The organism is Xanthomonas bonasiae (assembly GCF_017163705.1).
GTDB lineage: Bacteria > Pseudomonadota > Gammaproteobacteria > Xanthomonadales > Xanthomonadaceae > Xanthomonas_A > Xanthomonas_A bonasiae.
On sequence record NZ_JAFIWB010000018.1, the window covers coordinates 1 to 19,208 of the forward strand.

Below are 19,208 nucleotides of genomic sequence, written 5' to 3' on the forward strand. Positions count from 1 at the left end.
GGATTGGGGATTGGGGATTGGGGATTCGGGATTCGCGGTGACCGGGCCGCCTCCTGTAGGAGCGCCTTCAGCCGCGACGCCTTACCGGTAACGCGTCGCGGCTGAAGCCGCTCCTACAGAAGAGCGCACAGATTGAAATGAAAAGGCCGCCTTTTCTGCAGAAAAGGCGGCCTTTTTTTTATCAGTGATTTGGCAGCGGATTTGCGCGCAGACGTAATCCTGCCGTCCGAATCCCGAATCCCGAATCCCGAATCCCGGCTCTCAAGCCAACCCGTATTCCTTCAACTTCTTGCGCAACGTCGCGCGATGGATGCCCAGCATCGCCGCGGCGCGGCTCTGGTTGCCTTCGCAGTGGTTGAGCACTTCCACGAACAACGGGATCTCCATCTCGCGCAGCACGATCTCGTACACGTCGTCGGCGTCGCAGCCATCGAGGTCGCGCAGGTAGCGGCGCACGGACTGCGCCACGTGTTCGCGCAGCGGCGGCTTCGGCGCGCCGCGACTGGAGTCAGGACGAGTGGTGGCAGCGTTCAAGTTCGGCGGGTCCCCGGATGACGGCGGCGCCGGAGGGCGGAGGGCCGGCGCGGGGGGACGAGTCTAGCGCGTGGCCTGCCTCGCTGCCATGGCGGATCGTGGTGTCACAGCGTTTCAGTGGAAGTCGAAACTGAATGCCGCGGTTCCCGCGGCCGGTTCGCGCACCTGGAACGCCACCTGCGCGCTCTGTCCGGGCGCCAGCGTCGCCGCATCCGGGCGGGTGCGGCCCAGGTACTCCTCCGGGCGCAGCACGCGGCTGCCGATGGTGCGGCCGTCGGCATCGGCCAGCGACAGCTGCAGCAGCGGCCAGGCCTGCGCCCAGCGCGCGTCGTTGCGGAAGGTGGCCTGGATCTGCAGGGTGCCGGCGCGTCCGGGCAGCGGCCGCACTTCGCGGCTGAGCATGGTGAACGCGCTCGGCTCGCGCCACGGCGGCAGGCTGCAGCGCAGCGCCTGGCACACGCCGGCCACCCACGGCCGCCAGCGCGCGTCGGCGCCCAGCCGCTGGCGGTCGGCGACCAGGATCTGCAGCGCCAGCAGCAGGCCCAGCCCGACCAGCGCGATCCACTGCCAGGGCGCGGCGCGCAGCACCGGCCGGCGGGGCGCGCTGGGCTGCATGAAGCTGGGAGCGGCGGCGGTTGCGGCGGCGGCGGCGCTGGGTTCCGGTTCCGGCGGCGGCGGCGGCGGCGGCGGCGCCAGCTCCAGCTCCGATTCCGGCTCCGACTGCAGTTCGAGTGCGCCAGGCGCGATCGACTCGCCGCTCACCGAAGCGGGCGGCGTTGCGGAGGCCCCGGCGGCGCGCGAGGCGTCCGTCTCCGCCATCGACACCGGCGCAGGCGTGGACAGTGGCGCGCCGGCGGCATCGGCACGCGGCGTCGCGCCGTTACCGGTGTCGCCCATCTCGGCGGGGCTGGCCGCCGCGTCCGCCGCGGGACCGGCCGGCGCGGTGCCATCGGCCTGTTCCGGCGCCGGCCGCTGGGGCTGGCGCAGCAGGGTCGCGAGGCTGGGGCGGGGCGGGGTGGGATCGGGCATGCGTGAAGGCGACGGCGGCAACGAGAACCCTATTCAAGCACGCGCGGGAGCGGGCTGCAGCGCGGTCGTGGCTTCTGTAGGAGCGGCTTCAGCCGCGACAGGCACCTTCGGTAAGTTCCTGTCGCGGCTGAAGCCGCTCCTACAGGAACGCCGGGCGGCGCCTGCCCCGCTCAGCGCCGGTGCTTGCCGGCGCCGATCAGGTCCAGCAGGCCGGCGCGCTGGCGTGGGCTCAGGGTCTCGAAGCTGTCGAGCAGGCGTGCCTGCTGGTCGGACAGTTGCCGGTAGTGCGCGGCTTCCTCGGCGACGGACAGCGGTTCGCCGAACACGCGTTCGCCGCGGCCGGTGGCCAGGTATTCGAAGGTCAGCCCGCTGCGGCGGGCCAGGGCGATCAGGTGCTCCACCGCCGGCGCGGTGCCGTCGGCCATCTCCCACTGCGCCACGGCGCTGCGGGTCACCGACAGGTCAAGCGCGAGCGCTTCCTGGGTGAGGCCGGTCAGCTTGCGCGCTTCGCGCACCCGTTCGTACAACCTGCTGCTCACGCTCACCTCCGCGGGGGAGGCGAGATATAGCCGCGCCGACTGGGAAAGTTGGTTCGTACGGCTTTCAATTAGCACTTTGTTGTTGATACTGTCGTCGACGATGGCTGTGCGCAGTGAAGACGCCGCATCGTCCGCGCCGTCTCTGCCGCCGCCGCCCGACCCGCTGCCATGGACCAGGACGCGCCGATGCACACGCAGGATGCCCCGCTGCAAGACGCCCAGCACCCCCGTTTCGCGCTCGCGCCGCTGCGCGCGCACAGCCGCCCGCGGCCGCCGCCGGGGATCGGTGCGCACCGCTACCGGATCTGGGCCGATGCCGGCGACGGTCGCCGCGCGGTCAGGCAGGGCTGGTCATGGCAGGTGTTCGCGCTGCCGTATCCGCCCGCGCCGCCGTCGCGGGTGCCGGCGCCGCTGTGGCTGCTGGTGCACGCCGCGGGCTGGGTGGCGCTGGTGCAGGCCCTGGGCGCGTCGGCGCTGATCGGCGTGCTGCTGGAACTGGCCTGGCGGCTGCCGCGGGCGCGGCGCGGCCATCGCTGGCACGAGCGCCGCCTGCGCGCGCAGGGTTGGCGGCCGCGGACCCGGGTGCTGGCGATCCATGCCGAGGCGGCCTTGCTGACCGCGGCGATCCGCAGCCTGGCCGCAGGCCGCGGGTGAGCGCTGGATCCGGCGCGACCGCGTGAGCGGACCCGCCGGCCCGCGGACTCAGGCGCGGCGCACGCCGTCGATGCGCATCCAGTCGCCGTCCTGCTCCGTGCGCAATTGCTCGAACCACGGTGCGTAGCGCTGCAACAGCTCCTGTTCCTGGCCATGCAGGATCCCGGACAGGGCGATGCGCCCGCCCGGCGCGACGCGTTCGGCCAGGGTCGGCGCCAGCGCGTCCAGCGCCGAGGCCAGGATGTTGGCGACCACCACCGGATAGGTGGCCACCGGCTCGTCGGCCGGCAGGTGCACCGCCAGGCGCGCGCCGACGTCATTGCGCTCGGCGTTGTCGTGCGTGGCCAGCAGCGCCTGCGGATCGTTGTCCACGCCCACCGCCGCCGCCGCGCCCAGCTTCAGCGCGGCCAGCGCCAGGATTCCGGAGCCGCAGCCGAAATCGAGTACGCGCGCCTGCGCCAGCGCGCCGTCGGCGGCCAGGGCGTCGAGCCAGCGCAGGCACAGCGCGGTGGTCGGGTGGGTGCCGGAACCGAACGCCAGGCCCGGGTCCAGCCGCACCACCGCGGCATCGGCGCCGCGCGCTTCTTCCGGCAGCTCGTGGTTCCACGGCACGATGAAGGTGCGAGTGCCGAAGCGCATCGGCTGGAACTGGTCCAGCCAGGCGCGTTCCCAGTCCTGGTCGTCGACCTTGCGGAACGTGGCCTGGGCCCAGTCCAGTCCCGGATCGAACGCTTCCAGCGCGGCCAGCAGCAGCAACGCGTCCTGTTCGGCGGGGAACAGCGCGCTGAGCACCAGCGTGCCCCATAGCGGGGTCTCGCCGACCCCCGGTTCCAGGATCGCGCGCTCGTTGCTGGTGTCGGCCTCGGCGTCGAGCAGGGTGACCGCCAGCGCGCCGACGTCCTCCAGCGCATTCTCGTAGCGGGGCTGGGTGGCATCGGTGCAGCGCACAGTCAGTTCGAGGAACGGCATCGGTCGGGCACGAGGAGGAGTGACCGCGCATCTTAGACGACCGCGGCGGCGGCCCGGCCCGGCGCCGGCCGCGCGCGACGTGACCGCGGACGCCATTGTCTGCCATGGCCCGCCATCGGCTGCGCTAGACTGCGACATTGCGGCGGCCCCCGGTTCCAGCGGACGCGGCCGCCCTCGTCGCCTGCTGCCCCGATCGCCTACGCGCATGCCCTTCGCCGTGTCCCGCAAAACCTGGCTGTTGCTGGCGCCCGCTGCGCTGCTGCTGGGCGTGGTCGGCTATCGCGCGGTGCTACTGGCGGCGGCACCGGCGCTGCCGGTGAGCGCGGGTGCCGCCGCGGCCACCCCGGCCAACGTGGGCGTGCCGGCGCAGGACCAGCGCAGGCCCACCTCGGTTCAGCTATTGCCGGCGGCGTCGCCCGACCGGCGCACCGCGCTGGAACGCAGTCCCGACCTGTACCGCACCGCGCAGCAGCTGTCCGCCGCCGCCGCGCAGGGCGATGCCGATGCGTCCTGGCTGCTCAGCCGCATCTACGACTATTGCGCCGGCTATGCGATGAATCCGGCCGGCTATGCCGCCGACACCCGCGCGATCGATGCGGCGCAACTGCCGACCTCGGGGCGGATGGTCGCTGCGCGCGCGCGGGTCGGCCGCCGCTGCGCCGGCTTCGTGCCCGGCGACGGCCTGACCCGCCAGGCCATCGTCGCCCAGCGCGTGCAGGCCGCGCGCGGCGGCAACCTGGCCGCGGAGGCGGCGCTGCTGACGCTGGGGCAGCCGCTGCAGTCCTCGGCCGGCTACAAGCGCGACCTGGTCGAACGGGTGCGCGCCTCCGGCGATCCGGATGCGTACATGGCGCTGGCGCCGGCGATGGGCCTGGCCGCCAGCGGCGACGACAGCCTGGACGAGCGCATCGCCGGCACCGCCTTCACCGAACTGGCCTGGCAGCTGGCCGCCTGCCGGCTGGGGCTGGATTGCGGCCCGAACAGCGAGTTGATGACCCGCTATTGCGCCAACGGCGGGATCTGCTCGCAGGACCCGAGCCAGGATTTCAGCAGTTTTGTTTACGACGCCGCGGTGCCGCGGCAAGGTACGGACACGATGAACGAGATGGTCAACCGGCTGGTGGATACGACGGCGAGAGGAGCGGGGTCATGAATTACCGGCGATGGCTGCACGGCGCCAAGTTCTGGTTCTGGGTGCTGGCCCTGGTCGCCTATTCGGCGGCGGCGGCCGGCTTGCTGCTGATCGACACGGCCGAGCAGCGCTACCGCGGCCTGTCCAAGGTCGAGCTGACCACCGCGCACGCCGACCCGGACCTGCGCCGCGCCGGTGCCGCGCAGGTGGCGGCGATCTACCGCGCGCGCAGCGGCATGCCGTTCTCCACGCTGAGCCCGGGCAGCACCTTCCAGATCGTGTGGCCGGATGGCTCGACCGAGACGGTGATGATCGTCAGCCCGACCTCGACCCTGGGCGCCGAGCCGGTGCCGGGGACGCAGCAGGCGAAGTAGCCGGGATTGGGGATTCGGGATTCGCAAAGGCGGGTTTGCGGTTCCCGTGAGGTCTTGCAGCTTGGTGATCAGCGCTCCTTGGCGGGCGCCGGCTGCGCGGACAGGGCCAGGGCGTCGGCGCCGGCGGGGTAATGCAGGCGGTCGCTGGCGTCGTTGGCGGCGTCCCAGATCGCCTGGGCGACGTCGCTGGCCATGGTCACCGCTGTCGGTTGGCCCAGGCTCGAGAACACTTCGCGGGCAAACGGCGCGTAGGCGTCCGGGATCAGGCCCTGCATGCGCTGCTGCCCGTTGGCGGTGAACCGGGTGGACGGGCCGTAGCCGGGCTCCACCAGCTTGACCCGCAGGCCGAACGCCTGGAGTTCGTGGCGCAGCGACGCGGTGAAGCCCTGCACCGCGGTCTTGCTCGCCGTGTACGCGGCCACCAGCGGGAACGGCGCCAGCGTGGCGCTGGAGGTCACGTTGACGATGACGCCCGCGCCGCGCTGGCGAAACCGCGGAATCGCGGCCTGGCACATCGCCATGACGCCGAAGGTGTTGGTCTCGAACACCTCGCGCACCGTCGCCATCGGCGTGGCTTCGAACGCCCCGAACAGCCCGATGCCGGCGTTGTTGACGAGCACGTCGATGGGGCCGGCCGCTTCCAGCGCCAGCGCGATGCTGTCGGGCTGGGTCACGTCCAGCGCCAACAGGCGCAGGTCGGGCGAGGCCGGCAGCAGCGCCGGGTGCGGCTGGCGCATGGTGGCGACGACGTTCCAGCCTTGGGCCAGGAAGTGGCGCGCGGTTTCCAGGCCGTAGCCGGAGGAACAGCCAGTGATCAGGACGGTCTGCATTGCGTTCTCCAGGAGTGAGTGGACTCGGGAGGAAACGATAGGTCAGCCGCATCGGATGATCGATAATTCAGAATCCGTTTTGTTTTAGCGAAAGTCCGAAATGCACGATCCACTTTCCGACCTCGTCCGCCTGCTCCAACCCCGCGCGGTGTTCGCCAACCTCATCAGCGGCAAGGGCAACTGGGCGGTGCGCTATGCCGAGTACGGGCAGCCGGGGTTCTGCATCGTGCTCGAGGGCATCGCTGTGCTGGCGGTGGACGGGCATCCGCCGATCACGATCGGCGCCGGCGATTTCGTGCTGTTGCCGACCACGCCGGCGTTCACGCTCTCCAGCCAGGTGCCGGCGCCGCCGGTGTTCATCGATCCGAAGGTCGTTCCCGGCGGGCAGGGCGAACGGCGCCACGGCGAACCGGACGGCGCGCCGGACATGCGCTCATTGGGCGGCGCCTTCCTGTTCGACAGCGCCCATGCCGGGCTGCTGGTCTCGCTGCTGCCGGCGGTGGTCCACGTGCGGGGCGCCGGCCGCCTGATGCAACTGGTGCAGATGGTGGGCGAGGAATACCACGACAGGAAGCCGGGCAGCGAGTACGTGCTTTCGCGGCTGGTCGAGATGCTGCTGGTCGAGGCCCTGCGCTGGACGACCGCGGGCAATGCGCCGCCGGGCCTGCTGCGCGGCCTGGGCGACGAACGGCTGGCGATGGCGCTCACGCGGATCCATGCCCGCATCGATCACGCCTGGACGGTGGGCGAACTCGCGCAGGCGGCCGCGCTGTCGCGCTCCACGTTCTTCGAGCGCTTCGCCCGCACGGTTGGCGTGCCGCCGATGGAATATCTGGTGGGTTGGCGCATGCAGGTGGCGAAGGATCTGTTGCGGCGCGAGGGCTTGGCTGTGGCCGAGGTGGCCCAGCGCGTCGGCTACGGCTCGACCAGCAGCTTCAGCGTCGCCTTCAGCCGCCACGTGGGCGAAGCGCCCAGCCAGTACGCCAAGCGCTGACGCAAACCGCGGCGGCGATGCCGATGGCAGTCTTTTGCAACGCCATCTGCGGGCAATCCGAAGAGGCCGGATGCGATTGGCACTGTGCCGCGCAACGCGCATCCGGCGAAGGCTTGCCCAAGGCGCGCCCTGGCAGCGACGGGAACCGGTCGCCTGCCATCACCAGGAATGGATCAGGACCCGGGTCCGCATTTTTACGAATCCCGACTCCCGACTCCCCAATCCCGGCCTCTCACACCAACGCAATCGACTTGTTCTTGCGCTCGGCCAGGCGCTTTTCCAGATAGTGGATGTTCTGCCCGCCGGCCTGGAAGCCCTTGTCGCGCATGATCCGCTGCTGCAGCGGGATGTTGGTCTTGATCCCGTCCACCACCATCTCGCTCAGCGCCACGCGCATGCGCGCGATCGCGGTCTCGCGGTCGGGGCCGTGCACGATCAGCTTGCCGATCATCGAGTCGTAGTTCGGCGGCACCTTGTAGCCGCTGTAGATGTGCGTGTCCACGCGCACGCCGGGGCCGCCGGGCGGGTGAAAGCCGGTGATCAGGCCCGGGTTGGGCATGAAGGTTTCCGGATCCTCGGCGTTGATGCGGCACTCGATCGCATGGCCGCGCAGCACGATGTCGCTCTGCTTGATGCTCAGCTTGTGGCCGGCGGCGATGCGCAGCTGCTCGCAGACCAGGTCGATGCCGGTGATGCGCTCGGTCACGGGGTGCTCGACCTGGATGCGCGTGTTCATTTCGATGAAGTAGAAGCGCCCGTCCTCGAACAGGAATTCGAAGGTGCCGGCGCCGCGGTAGCCGATGCGCACGCAGGCGTCCACGCAGACCTTGCCGATCTCGCTGCGCAGCTGCTCGGTGATGCCCGGCGCGGGGGCTTCTTCGACCACCTTCTGGTGGCGGCGCTGCATCGAGCAGTCGCGCTCGCCCAGGTGGATGGCGTTGCCCTGGCCGTCGGCCAGCACTTGGATCTCCACGTGGCGCGGGTTCTCCAGGAACTTCTCCATGTACACCTGGTCGTTGCTGAAAGCGGCCTTGGCTTCGGACTTGGTGGTCTCGATCGCCGCCTTCAGCGCCGCCTCCGAATGCACCACGCGCATGCCGCGGCCGCCGCCGCCGCCGGCGGCCTTGATGATCACCGGGTAGCCGATCTCGCGCGCGACCTTGGTGTTGGCGACGATGTCGTCGCCCAGCGGGCCGCCCGAGCCGGGCACGCACGGCACGCCGGCGGCCTTCATCGCGCGGATCGCCTCGACCTTGTCGCCCATCAGGCGGATGGTGTCGGCCTTGGGCCCGATGAAGATGAAGCCGGACTGCTCCACGCGCTCGGCGAAGTCCGCGTTCTCCGACAGGAAGCCGTAGCCGGGATGGATGGCCTGCGCGTCGGTGACCTCGGCCGCGGCGATCAGCGCCGGGATGTTGAGGTAGCTCTCGGCCGAGGACGCCGGGCCGATGCACACCGACTCGTCGGCCATGGCCACGTGCTTGAGGTTGCGATCGACGGTGGAATGCACCGCGACCGTGCGGATGCCGAGCGTATGGCACGCGCGCAGGATGCGCAGCGCGATTTCGCCGCGATTGGCGATGACGACTTTATCGAGCATGGGATTCGGGATTCGAGATTGGGGATTCGTAGAGGGCGCCGGGCTCGCGCAGATGTCGCGAATCGTCCAGCGTGCGGATCAATGCGTTGAGCCTGGAAAAGGTGCGGTTCAAGAGATCGAGGGTTGCCGCGTCCGGCGAACCGAACTGCAGCCGTGTCGCGATCTGCATCTGCGTATCCAGCTCGGCCAGCGAGCCTCGCGCCATCGACAGATAACGCAGGTACTCGGCAGTGGACCGCCGCGCGGCGCCCTCCGCGATGTTGGAGGGAACGCTGATCGCCGCGCGCCGCATCTGTGCGGTCAGTCCAAAGCGTTCGGCATCGGGGAAGCTCTGGGTGAGATGGTAGGTCGCTTCGACCAACGTCATCGCATCGCGCCACACCGTGAGGCGCTCGTGTGGCCGCTGTTGCGAATCCCAAATCACGAATCCCCAATCCCGGCCGCTCAGCCAATCACAAACAACGGCTGATCGAACTCCACCGGCACGCCGCTTTCGCTGAGGATCGCGACGATGGTGCCGGAGACGTCGGCTTCGATCGGGTTGAACATCTTCATCGCCTCGATGATCGCCAGGGTCTCGCCGGCCTTGACCGCCTGGCCGACGCTGACGAAGGCCGGCTTGTCCGGCGACGGCGAGGTGTAGAACGTGCCGACCATCGGCGCGCGCAGCACGTGGCCTTCGGGCAGGGCGTTGCCGGGCTTGGCGGTGCCGCCGGTGGAGGCCTCGGTGGGCGAGCTCATCGGCATCGGCGCGGCAGCGGGCGGCGCGGCGGGGGCCGGCGCGGCGTACTGCGGGGCGCTGGCGATCATGCCCTTGGGCGTGCGCGCCAGGCGCACGCTTTCCTCGCCTTCCTTGATCTCGATCTCGGCGAGATTGGACTCTTCCAGCAGGTCGATCAGCTTCTTGATTTTACGGAGATCCATAACGGCCTCTTGAGGTGAATCGGGAAATGACCGGGCACGCGGCCCGGCGAACTCGGATAGGGGCGTACGCCGCCGGGCGCGCGCGACAGGTGTTCATGCGGCCGCGCCCAGCCGCGTCAGCGCCGCGTCCATCGCGTAGCGGTAGCTGTCGGCGCCGAAGCCGCAGATCACGCCGACCGCGTGGTCGCTGAAATAGCTGTGGTGGCGGAACGGCTCGCGGCTGTGCGGATTGGACAGGTGGATCTCGATGAACGGGATCGCCACCGCCGCCAGCGCGTCGCGCAGCGCCACCGAGGTGTGGGTGAACGCGGCCGGGTTGATCAGGATGAAGGCGGTGCCGTCGCCGCGTGCGGCCTGCACCCGGTCCACCAGCACGTGCTCGGCGTTGGACTGCAGGCTGTCCAGCTGGTGCCCGGCGGCCGTGGCCTGCGCGAGCAGCGCCGCATCGATCTGCGCCAGCGTCGCGTGCCCATAGACCCCCGGCTCGCGGGTGCCGAGCAGGTTGAGGTTGGGGCCATGCAACAGCAGCAGTCGCGCCATGGAAGACAAAGCAGCGGAAAGGGCGGCAGTCTGCGCGAAGCCGGGATTACTGTCCAGTTCGGCGAAGTTGCGCGTGTTTTAAACGGATGTTTGGTTCTGCGGCGTGAGCCGCTGGCAGTTCGGGCGCGAACGCGGGCGTCGTCTCCGCGATGCCTGTGTACCTCCTGGCCCGTCCCGCCGGTCTGCATGGTCCGAGATCGTGCGCGGAGGACGGCGCCACGCTATGCGCTGCCGCAGGCTCGGACATGCGTCCTTCCAGGTCAAGCGCAGGGCGGCCGCGATCGCGAACATCGCCGTCCCCAGCCGGCATCGCTCAGTTGGCGGACCGCGCCTTGACCCACAACCCGAACTCCTGCATCACCGCGACCACCGGTTCCAGGCGACGCCCGTCCCCGGTCAGCGCGTATTCGACCTTGACCGGCACGGTGGCGTACACGGTGCGCTGGATCAGCCCCGCCTCTTCCAGGGCGCGCAGATCCAGGGTCAGCATGCGTTGCGAAATGGCCGGAATGTCGCGGCGCAGTTCGTTGAACCGCTTGGGCCCGTCGAGCAGGTACGACACCAGCAACAGGCGCCATCTTCCGCCGAGCAGGCGCATGGCCTCTTCCACGGAGCAGCCGGAAACGTTGTCCTTCATCGCAGCTTCCTCGGTGCGCGCGCACCAGGTATAAATTTTGTACCTAGACAACATTATAGTGCCTTCTTCCTTTTCTATACCTGGTTTCTAGAATGCGTCGGGCCGCGCTCGCGAGCGCTGCGCCCACTTTCTGGAGATCGCAATGAAGCTGTACTACATCCCGGCCGCCTGCTCCCTCGCGCCGCATATCGTGCTGCATGAGCTCGGCCTCGAGGCGACGCTGGTGCGGGTCGATCACCGCAAGCACCTGACCGAGGACGGCGCGGATTTCCGTCGGGTCAATGCGATGGGCTACGTGCCGGCGCTCGAACTCGACGACGGCAGCGTGCTGCGCGAAGGTCCCGCCATCGTCCAATACCTGGGCGACCGCAAGCCGGAACGCGGTCTGGTGCCGCCCAATGGCAGCATGCAGCGCTACCGGCTGCAGGAGTGGCTGAACTTCCTGGCGACGGAGATCCACAAGGGCTTTATTCCCCTGCTGTACGCGCGGCTCGCCGGCCAGTACGTGGACACCGCCCGGCCGAAGCTGGAGCAGCGCTTCGCCTGGATCGATGCGCAGCTCGCCGGGCGCCGGTTCCTGATGGGCGATGCCTTCACCGTCGCCGATGCCTATCTGTATGCGTTGACCGGCTGGGGCCAGGCGTCCTGGCTGACCTCGCACTACAAGGCGGGCATCCACTTCGACGCCTTGCAGAACCTGCAGGCATGGTACCGGCGCGTGCACGCGCGGCCGTCGGTGCAGCAGGCGCTGAGCGAAGAAGGGCTGCAGTAGGCCGCCCGCTCATTGATCCTTGGGCATCTGCGCGCGATGCGGGAAACGCACCATGGCGTGCCGGCGATTTCCTCGCACCGCGCGACGATCGCGCGGTCCCGCGCCAAGGTCCAGCGGACACCGCTTATGGGCCAAGCGCATGTGCTGATACCCGATCGGCATGCACCAAGTGCCGCGCATTAACCGGCGATTTACACCCGCGGCCGGCATCGGGGGCACAAAGGACGCCCCGACCGGCCACGAGTGCGAGCCATGCGAATTGCGATCATAGGCGCAGGATTCTGCGGCAACGTGCTGGCCGCGACGCTGGCCAGGCAGGGCGCCGCCAGCCGCATCACCCTGATCGGCGTGGCCGACACCTACGGCCGCGGCATCGCCTACGGCGCGGCGCGGCCGGAACATCTGTTGAACGTGCGCGCCAAGGATCTCGGCGTGGATCCGCAGGATCCGGGCGGCTTCGCCGATGCCCTGCAGCTCGACGCCGAGAAGCGTCTGCAGTTCCTGCCGCGGCTGCAGTACGGCCGCTACCTGGAGCAGCATCTGGACAGCGCGCTCGCCGCGTCGGCGGTCGAGGTGGCGCGGGTGAGCGAAGAGGCGGTGGCGGTGGAACGCGGCCCGGACGGTTTCCGCATCTTCCTGGCCAACGGCGAGGACGTGGTCAGCGACGTGGTGGTGCTGGCGATCGGCGCGCTGCCGCCGGCGGCGCTGCCCGGCATCGGTCCGCGCCTGGCGGTGCACCGGCGCTACATCGGCTGGCCGTGGCAGGACGGGGTGCTGGACGAGGTGTCGCCGCAGGCGCGGCTGCTGCTGGTCGGCACCGGCCTGACCATGGCCGATGTCGCGCTGACCCTGCGCCGCCGCGGCCATCGCGGCCCGATCACCGCGTTGTCGCGGCGCGGCCTGGCGCCGCAGGCGCACCTGGCCCAGCCGGGCGCGGCGGTGACGCTGCCGCCGAGCGTGGCGCAGGCGCTGCGCAACCACGACCTCGCCGGCCTGGTGCGCAGCCTGCGCCAGCTGACCACGGTGGTGGAGGACTGGCGCTGCGTGGTCGATGCGCTGCGCCCGCATCTGCAGCCGTTCTGGAAAGGCCTGGCGCCGGCGGCACGCGCGCGGTTCCTGCGCCATCTGCGCCCGTACTGGGAAGTGGCGCGGCACCGGCTGGCGCCGGCTGCCGCGAGCGCGCTGGCGCAGATGCAGCAGCAGGGCCAGTTGCGCATCCGCGCCGGGCGCCTGCTGCGCGCGCGGTTGGGCGAGACCGCGGTGGAGGCGGTGATCCGCGATCGCGCCAGCAGCAGCGCGCGCACCGAAGACTTCGACGTGCTGATCCGCGCCACCGGGCTGGACACCGACGTCGCCCGCACCAGCCATCCGCTGATCGCGACGATGCGCGATGCGGGCCTGCTGCAGCCCGATCCGCTGGGCCTGGGCCTGGTGGTGGACGAGCGCCTGCAGGTGCGCGACGGCAGCGGCCACCCGGTCGCCGGACTGTACTGCCTGGGACCGCTGCTGCGCGGCGGCCTGTGGGAGATCACCGCGGTGCCGGAATTGCGCGCCGGCGCGCAACGTCTGGCCGCGGAACTGGCGGCGCTGGGGCAGGCACGGGTTGCTGCCGGCGGCGCCGGCAGCAAGGCGCAGCGGCAGGCGTTATAGCGCAATCCCGATCCAGGCGACGATCCCCCATCTCTTGTAGGAGCGGCTTCAGCCGCGACAGGCATTGTCAGTAAAGCCCGTCGCGGCTGAAGCCGCTCCTACAGGGGCGAGTGCGCGAACGGGCACAGGGCCGATTGCGCAAACGAGCGGCTACGGCAGCCGCGCCCAGCGCTCCGCTTCGCCCGGCGCGAACGGCCCCAGCTTCTGCCGCACGATGCGGCCGTCGGCGTCGATCAGCACGCTGTAGGGCAGCAGGCCCTGGGTGTCGCCCAGGCGCACGCTGGCATCGGCCGGGCCGGGGGTTTCCAGCGCGATCGGGTAGCCGATCGGCACCCGCTGCAGGAATGCGCGCACGTCCTCGGGGCGGTCCAGGGCGATGCCGAGCACCTGCAGGCCGTCGGCCGGCTGCGCGCGTGCCAGGCGGTCCAGTTCCGGCATCTCGCGCACGCACGGTTCGCACCAGCTGGCCCAGACATTGACCAGCAACGGACGGCCGCGGAACTGGGCCAGGCTCAGGTTGCCGCCGTCGAGGGTGGGCAGGCGCAGCGCCGGGGCGGGATCGCCGGGGCGGGCCGCGGCAACGCCGGCCGGCGGCGCGCTGCCGGTGGCGGTCGCTGGCGGCGCTGGCGTCGGCGTACGCCACCAGACCTGCGCGGCGGCCAGGCCCAGCGCCGCCGCGATGGCCGCCACCGCGAGCAGGCGTGGCGGCGTGGCGTTCATCGCGCCGCGCGCAGCAGTGCGTCCTCGGCCACCGCCTGGCTCAGCACCGGCGGCAGCACGGTCGGCGGTGCGCCCGGGCCGTAGACCACGTACAGCGGCACGCCCACCGCCTTGTGTTCGGCGAGGAAGGCGCTGATGCGCTGGTCCTCGTTGGTCCAGTCGCCCTTCATGTACACCGCGTCGACGCGCTTGAGCGTGTCGCGGAAGGCATCGCTGCCGAGCACGTTGCGTTCGTTGGCCTTGCAGGTCACGCACCAGTCGGCGGTCATGTTGACGAACACCACGCGGTTGTCGGTGCGCAGCCGGTCCAGCATCTCCGGCGAGAAGGCCACGGTGTTGCGCTCTGCGCTGACGCTGGGCGGCGCCAGCCGGGTCACGCCCCACACCGGCAGCAGCGCCAGCAGCACCAGCAGCGAGGCCAGGCGCAGGCCGAGCTTGTGGCTGCGCCAGCGCGCGCGCTCGATCCACCACAGGCCCAGCGCCAGCAGCGTGGCGCCGACGAGCAGCAGCGCCACCGCATCCACGCCGCGCTGCTTGCCCAGCACCCACAGCAGCCAGATCGCGGTCAGGTACATCGGGAACGCCAGCACCTGCTTGAGCGTCTCCATCCACGGGCCGGGCGTGGGCAGGCGCTTGGCCAGCGAGGGGATGAAGCCGACCAGCAGGAACGGCAGCGCCAGGCCCAGGCCCATGGTCAGGAACACCAGCATGCCGATCGCCGGCGGCGCGGCGAACGCATAGCCCAGCGCCAGGCCCATGAACGGGCCGACGCAGGCGCTGGACACCACGCAGGCCAGCACGCCGGTGGAGAAGTCGCCGACCGGACCGCTGCGCGAGGGCAGCGACTGGCCGAGGCCGCCGAGGTTGGCGCTGAGCGTGAACACGCCGGACAGGCTCAGGCCCATCGCGAACATCAGGTAGGTCAGCACCGCGACGAAGCCCGGGCGCTGCAGCTGGAAGCCCCACAGCAGATGCGCGGCGACGGCGATGCCGCCGACCACGGCGAAGGACGCCAGCACCCCCAGCGTGTACCACAGCGCATGGCTGCGGGCGCGCGCATGGCTTTCGCCGCTGTGCGCCAGGCCCAGCACCTTCAGCGACAGGATCGGCAGCACGCACGGCAGCAGGTTCAGGATCAGGCCGCCGCCCAGCGCCGCCAGCAACACCCACAGCAGGTTCTGCGGCGCGGCCGCCGGCGCGGTGCTGCGCGCGGCGTTGTGCACCGAGGCATCGGGCGCGCTCGCCGCGTCGGGCGCGGTCACCGGCGCGGCCGCCGCGGCGCTGGCGTCGGCCTGGCGGCTGTCCAGCGGCGTCACCAGCAGTGGCGCCACTTCGGCCTGGTCGGTCGGGCTGAGCTTGCCCTTGGGCAGCGACAGCTTCACCCGCCGGGTCATCGGCGGATAGCAGATGCCGTCGGTCTGGCAGCCCTGGAAGGTGGCGACCAGGGTCGCGTCGGCGGCATCGGCGCGCTGGCGCTGCAGCGGCACGCTGACCTCGGTCTGGTCGAAATACACCACCACGTTGCCGAAGTGCTCGTCCTGGTGCGAGCGGCCCTGCGGCCAGCGCGGCATGCCGGTGCGGATGCCGGCCGCGCCTTCCAGCGCCAGCGCGGTGCGGTCGCGATACAGGTAGTAGCCCGGGGCGGGGGTGAAGCGCAGCAGCAGGGTGTTGCCGTCGCCGACGATGGCTTCGAAGCCGAACGCCTGGTCCGACGGCAGCGGCAGGCCTTGCACGGCGCCGGCGCCGGCGCCGAACAACGGCTTGCCGGCGGGGCCGGCCGCGCCCGGCGCGCTGCCCGGCAGCGGCGAGGACGTGGCCGCCGTTGCGTCGGCCTCGGCCGCCGGCAGCGCCACCGTGAGCACGCGCTTCTGCGGCGGATAGCACACGCCGGCGTCGGCGCAGCCCTGATAGCGCACCTCCACCTGCAGGCTGGTCGTGGCGGGATCGGCGACGCCGCTCTGCACCGCGTTCAACTCGCCGCGGTAGGTCTCCACCTCGCCGAAGTACGGGTCGGTCTTCTTGTGCCCGGCCGGCAGCTGCACGGTGGGGTTGGCCTTGAAGCCGCTCAGCACCCGCACCGCGATCCGGTGCCGGTACAGGTAATAGCCGTTGGCGATCTTCCAGTGCAGTTCGATGCGGCCGCGCTCGGGCGCCTGCGCGCTCAGCACGAAGGCCTGATCGACCGGCAGCAGATCCTTTTCGCTGATCGCCAGGGCGGGGAAGGCGGCCAGGGCCAGCAGGCACAGGGCGGCGATACGGTGCAGCACGGTCATCGGCTTACGGTTCCTCACGGGTTTCGGCATACACCCACTGCAGGTAGGCGGGCAGGCCGCCGGCGACCTCGACCTCGATCAGTTCGGGGACGTCGAAGGGGTGCAGTTCGCTCAGCCGCCGCTGCAACGCGGGGACGCGGTCGGCGGCGGTCTTGATCAGCAGCAGCACTTCCTCGGCCTGCTCCACGGCGTCCTGCCAGCGATAGGTGGCGTGCACGCCGGGCAGGCGGCTCACGCACGCGGCCAACCGTTCTTCGACCAAGACCTGGGCGATCCGCGCGGCGCTGGCCGGATCGGGGCAGGTGCTGAACAGCAAACGGAGTGGGGGCGAAGACATGCGGCCGACAGTATAGGGACGCCGGCAGGGCTTTGCCGGGCCTGATTCGGGCATGAGTGCGCGCCCGCGGGCGCGCGGTTGCAGGCCTGCGCGGGGCGGCCGCGGAGGGCGCTGGCCGGGCATGGCACTGGGCCGTGCGGCAGCGACCCGCTGCGCAGCGGGAACGGCGTGGCAGTTGGGTGGTCGTGGCGGCGGGAAAGCAGGGCCGCGACGGTGCCGGGGGCGCGCGGCAGCGGCGGCCATCTACCGCCGAGCCTTCATTGCATGTACGGGCGACGCCGGATGGCCCCGGGGCCACCCGGGTCGCTCGCAGACCCTCCGGCTCAGTTGAGCAGCTGGCAGGTCGCCGGCTTGGCCGAGGTGAACAGCGAGGAAGTCGCCCACTCCGGGTGATCGATGAACGGATTGCGGTTGCCCTGGAAGCTGTACACCACTTCGTTGCGGGCACGCTCGGCGTCGTCCGGCGGATCCTGCTGGCTCCACGCGATCAGCGTCGACAGCAGGCCCATGTAGGCCGGCGAGGCCGAGGTCTGCACGATCTTGCTGCGGTCGTCGGTCAGTTCCAGGTCCGGCTCGGACTGCCCGGTGGCCGCGTCGGTGCCGCCTTCGTAGCGGATCGCCATGTACATGACCGCGCGTGCCATGTCGCCCTTGCGGTGGTTCCACACTTCGAAGCTGCCGCCATTGCCGTCCGGGGTGCGCACCCAGTTGGAGTTGCCCGGGTAGCTGCCGCTGCCGCCGCCGAAGCCGGCGTTGGCCTCGGTGATGCGCTCGCCGCAGTTGCTGTCGCAGTTCGCGTACGGCTTGTTGCCGCGGTCGGCGTTCCAGGTGGAGTCGGTCAGGTACAGCATGTGCGTGTCGGTGTACGGCGCGTAGGGCAGGCCCTTGTCGCCGCTGGCGGTGCCGAAGCCCAGCGAGTTCGGCCAGCTGTGCTCGCGGTTGTACTTCAGCCCGCTGCCGCTGCCGGCACGGTCGGTGACCTTGGCGTAGCTGCGGTTGCGGTAGGCGTCGAGGATGCGCCCGCTGTTGTTCGGGTCCTCGTCGGCGATCTCCAGGATGGTCCAGGTGCTGGTGCCGGAGCTGCTGCTGTACGGGTAGACGGTGTGGCCCTTGATCGTCTCGTGCAGCGAGCAGCGCAACTGGCTGGCGTTGGAGGTGTTGACCCGCGAGTAGTAGCCGCTGGCACCGCCGCCGCTGCCGCTGGCGACGCTGAAGGCGATGCTGCTGTCCTGCGCCGGATGCGCGCCGCCGGCGTCGCTGATCTTTGCCGCCAGGATGCTCAGGCTGCAGCTTTCGCCGGCGGCCAGGGCGGTGTTGGTGGAGATCGCGAACTGGCTGCCGCTGCTCGGGTAGCTCAGCGCCACCGTGCCGGACTGGCTGCAGCTCAGGCCGAACGCGCCGCTGGCCAGGGTCACCGCCTCGCTGAAGGTCACCGCCAGGTCGCCGGCGGCGGGGAAGTTGCTGGCGCCCTGCGCTGGCGTGGTCGCGGTCACCGACGGCGCGGTATTGCTGCTGCCGCCGCTGAAGGTCTGGCCGCTGTTGCAGGCGCCGAAGCTGCTGGCCGAACTGCCGGCCCAGCTGAAGTCGGACGCGGCGCTGCCGTTGCTGCCGCGCAGCTGCAGCGAGGTGCCGGCCGCGGTGCTGTTGCTCTCGCTGACCGGCAGGTTCTGGCTGGTCAGGCCGGCGGCCGGGCCGCCGCCGCCGGTGATCGCGCCCTCGTAGCTGAGGAACTGCACCACCTGGCCGCTGCCGTCGACCAGCGCCAGGCCGTCGTTGGGGCCGTTCTGCACGCCGTTGCTGGCATAGCCGACGGTGGCGATGCGCACCTGCCCGCCGCAGGTGACCAGGCTGCCGGCCGGCACTGAGGTCGTGGCATAGACGGCGGCGGCGCTGGGGCTGCTGCCGTTGTACAGGTAGACCTTGTAGCCGCTCAGGCTCTCGCCGGCGGTGGCGACGATCTCCACGCCCTCGCCGGTATCGCCGGCGGCGGTGGCATCGTCGTAGTGCAATTCGTTGATGAACACGGCGGCCTGGGCGTGGCCGGCCAGGGCCAGCAGACAGGCGAGAGGTAAGGCAACGGCGGATGGCTTCATCGACAACTCCTTTTGGATGGTCCCCCCTGGGTCTGCGAGCCTAGCCTGCTCCTGTGACAGCGTTGCGGAATCCGGGTACCAGTTCCGCGGCCGGGAGGGTGCCGAAGCGAAATTTTTTCGTCGCCAGCCCTTGAAAGGGCGCCGGCCAGCACCACATCTTGCGCATCCCGGCGTACCGGGTTTTTTCGCGAGCGTTGCTGGCAGTCGTCACATGCGAGTGCTAACATCGCCAGCCTTTCCTAGACCAATCAATCACTTAAGAGGGTCTCTCTCAATGAGCATCAAGCCGCTTCACGACCGCGTCGTAGTCAAGCCGATCGAAGCCGACGAAATTTCCGCCGGCGGCATCGTGATCCCGGATTCGGCCAAGGAAAAGTCCACCAAGGGCGAGATCGTGGCCATCGGCAGCGGCAAGCCGCTGGACAACGGCAGCGTCCGCGCTCCGGCGGTCAAGGTCGGCGACAAGGTCATCTACGGCCAGTACGCCGGCTCCAGCTACAAGGCCGAAGGCGTCGAGTACAAGGTGCTGCGCGAAGACGACATCCTGGCGATCGTCGGCTAAAACGCCGCCGATCGCGGGATTCGGGAGTGGGGATTCGGGATTCGC

The 19,208-nt window shown here is 70.5% G+C and carries 21 protein-coding genes; 7 read left to right on the plus strand and 14 right to left on the minus strand.

The window, feature by feature from the left end; translation table 11 throughout:
- Positions 1-261: 261 nt before the first annotated feature.
- The 3 genes from fis to JR064_RS14870 all read right to left on the minus strand — a co-directional run bounded on the left by fis (position 262) and on the right by JR064_RS14870 (position 2,102).
- Positions 262-534 carry a DNA-binding transcriptional regulator Fis gene (gene fis / locus JR064_RS14860; RefSeq protein ID WP_003471008.1) on the minus strand — a complete coding sequence of 91 codons (273 nt, stop codon included), beginning with the start codon at positions 532-534 and terminating at the stop codon, positions 262-264.
- Between the two features lie 114 nt (positions 535-648).
- The gene (locus JR064_RS14865) at positions 649-1,431 is read right to left on the minus strand and encodes a DUF3426 domain-containing protein (protein ID WP_206230288.1); all 783 of its coding nucleotides are present in this window, start codon (positions 1,429-1,431) and stop codon (positions 649-651) included.
- 302 nt (positions 1,432-1,733) lie between these two features.
- Entirely contained in the window at positions 1,734-2,102 is a 369-nt protein-coding gene (locus JR064_RS14870) for a helix-turn-helix transcriptional regulator (RefSeq protein WP_179569086.1), read from the minus strand.
- 186 nt (positions 2,103-2,288) lie between these two features.
- Here JR064_RS14870 and JR064_RS14875 point away from each other — a divergent pair, with 186 nt between their 5' ends.
- Positions 2,289-2,756 (plus strand): hypothetical protein, encoded by a 468-nt coding sequence (locus JR064_RS14875; RefSeq protein ID WP_206230233.1) that lies wholly within the window; start codon positions 2,289-2,291, stop codon positions 2,754-2,756.
- Positions 2,757-2,804: 48 nt separating this feature from the next.
- Here the strand turns inward: JR064_RS14875 and prmA are convergent, their stop codons facing one another.
- Positions 2,805-3,725 carry a 50S ribosomal protein L11 methyltransferase gene (gene prmA, locus JR064_RS14880; RefSeq protein ID WP_206230234.1) on the minus strand — a complete coding sequence of 307 codons (921 nt, stop codon included), beginning with the start codon at positions 3,723-3,725 and terminating at the stop codon, positions 2,805-2,807.
- Between the two features lie 205 nt (positions 3,726-3,930).
- On the opposite strand from prmA, the gene JR064_RS14885 reads away from it, so the two are divergent.
- Together JR064_RS14885 and JR064_RS14890 are read left to right on the plus strand one after the other, a co-directional pair.
- Positions 3,931-4,878: a hypothetical protein gene (locus JR064_RS14885; protein WP_206230235.1), complete on the plus strand. Its 948-nt coding sequence runs from the start codon at positions 3,931-3,933 to the stop codon at positions 4,876-4,878.
- Positions 4,875-5,231 (plus strand): hypothetical protein, encoded by a 357-nt coding sequence (locus tag JR064_RS14890; protein ID WP_179569078.1) that lies wholly within the window; start codon positions 4,875-4,877, stop codon positions 5,229-5,231. Before JR064_RS14885 ends, JR064_RS14890 begins: the two co-directional genes overlap by 4 nt.
- Before the next feature lie 68 nt (positions 5,232-5,299).
- Here JR064_RS14890 and JR064_RS14895 read toward each other — a convergent pair whose 3' ends face one another.
- The gene (locus tag JR064_RS14895; protein WP_206230236.1) at positions 5,300-6,061 is read right to left on the minus strand and encodes an SDR family oxidoreductase; all 762 of its coding nucleotides are present in this window, start codon (positions 6,059-6,061) and stop codon (positions 5,300-5,302) included.
- 100 nt (positions 6,062-6,161) lie between these two features.
- On the opposite strand from JR064_RS14895, the gene JR064_RS14900 reads away from it, so the two are divergent.
- Positions 6,162-7,055: an AraC family transcriptional regulator gene (locus JR064_RS14900; RefSeq protein ID WP_206230237.1), complete on the plus strand. Its 894-nt coding sequence runs from the start codon at positions 6,162-6,164 to the stop codon at positions 7,053-7,055.
- A 232-nt stretch (positions 7,056-7,287) separates the two neighbouring features.
- Here the strand turns inward: JR064_RS14900 and accC are convergent, their stop codons facing one another.
- From accC to JR064_RS14925, 5 genes are all read right to left on the minus strand, one after another.
- Entirely contained in the window at positions 7,288-8,655 is a 1,368-nt protein-coding gene (accC, locus tag JR064_RS14905) for an acetyl-CoA carboxylase biotin carboxylase subunit (RefSeq protein WP_179569073.1), read from the minus strand.
- Positions 8,645-9,022, minus strand: coding sequence for a four helix bundle protein (locus JR064_RS14910; protein ID WP_218848413.1), 378 nt, complete (start codon positions 9,020-9,022; stop codon positions 8,645-8,647). The genes accC and JR064_RS14910 overlap by 11 nt, the downstream gene beginning before the upstream one ends.
- 77 nt (positions 9,023-9,099) lie before the next feature.
- The gene (gene accB / locus JR064_RS14915; protein WP_179569069.1) at positions 9,100-9,579 is read right to left on the minus strand and encodes an acetyl-CoA carboxylase biotin carboxyl carrier protein; all 480 of its coding nucleotides are present in this window, start codon (positions 9,577-9,579) and stop codon (positions 9,100-9,102) included.
- A gap of 93 nt (positions 9,580-9,672) precedes the next feature.
- Complete coding sequence (aroQ, locus tag JR064_RS14920) at positions 9,673-10,119, minus strand: type II 3-dehydroquinate dehydratase (protein ID WP_206230238.1); 447 nt, start codon at positions 10,117-10,119, stop codon at positions 9,673-9,675.
- Positions 10,120-10,432: 313 nt separating this feature from the next.
- The gene (locus tag JR064_RS14925) at positions 10,433-10,756 is read right to left on the minus strand and encodes a winged helix-turn-helix transcriptional regulator (RefSeq protein ID WP_206230239.1); all 324 of its coding nucleotides are present in this window, start codon (positions 10,754-10,756) and stop codon (positions 10,433-10,435) included.
- 142 nt (positions 10,757-10,898) lie between these two features.
- On the opposite strand from JR064_RS14925, the gene gstA reads away from it, so the two are divergent.
- Together gstA and JR064_RS14935 are read left to right on the plus strand one after the other, a co-directional pair.
- The gene (gene gstA / locus JR064_RS14930) at positions 10,899-11,528 is read left to right on the plus strand and encodes a glutathione transferase GstA (RefSeq protein ID WP_206230240.1); all 630 of its coding nucleotides are present in this window, start codon (positions 10,899-10,901) and stop codon (positions 11,526-11,528) included.
- 252 nt (positions 11,529-11,780) lie between these two features.
- Entirely contained in the window at positions 11,781-13,178 is a 1,398-nt protein-coding gene (locus JR064_RS14935) for an FAD/NAD(P)-binding protein (protein ID WP_206230241.1), read from the plus strand.
- A 150-nt stretch (positions 13,179-13,328) separates the two neighbouring features.
- Here the strand turns inward: JR064_RS14935 and JR064_RS14940 are convergent, their stop codons facing one another.
- The 4 genes from JR064_RS14940 to JR064_RS14955 form a co-directional block, all read right to left on the minus strand.
- Positions 13,329-13,898 carry a TlpA disulfide reductase family protein gene (locus JR064_RS14940; protein WP_206230242.1) on the minus strand — a complete coding sequence of 190 codons (570 nt, stop codon included), beginning with the start codon at positions 13,896-13,898 and terminating at the stop codon, positions 13,329-13,331.
- The gene (locus tag JR064_RS14945) at positions 13,895-16,171 is read right to left on the minus strand and encodes a protein-disulfide reductase DsbD family protein (RefSeq protein ID WP_206230243.1); all 2,277 of its coding nucleotides are present in this window, start codon (positions 16,169-16,171) and stop codon (positions 13,895-13,897) included. The genes JR064_RS14940 and JR064_RS14945 overlap by 4 nt, the downstream gene beginning before the upstream one ends.
- A gap of 4 nt (positions 16,172-16,175) precedes the next feature.
- The gene (gene cutA, locus JR064_RS14950) at positions 16,176-16,508 is read right to left on the minus strand and encodes a divalent-cation tolerance protein CutA (RefSeq protein ID WP_179569055.1); all 333 of its coding nucleotides are present in this window, start codon (positions 16,506-16,508) and stop codon (positions 16,176-16,178) included.
- Positions 16,509-16,831: 323 nt separating this feature from the next.
- Positions 16,832-18,601, minus strand: a complete 1,770-nt coding sequence (locus JR064_RS14955) for an endonuclease (protein WP_206230244.1) — start codon at positions 18,599-18,601, stop codon at positions 16,832-16,834.
- Positions 18,602-18,875: 274 nt separating this feature from the next.
- On the opposite strand from JR064_RS14955, the gene JR064_RS14960 reads away from it, so the two are divergent.
- Positions 18,876-19,163: a co-chaperone GroES gene (locus tag JR064_RS14960; RefSeq protein ID WP_003470504.1), complete on the plus strand. Its 288-nt coding sequence runs from the start codon at positions 18,876-18,878 to the stop codon at positions 19,161-19,163.
- The last annotated feature ends 45 nt before the right edge of the window (positions 19,164-19,208 follow it).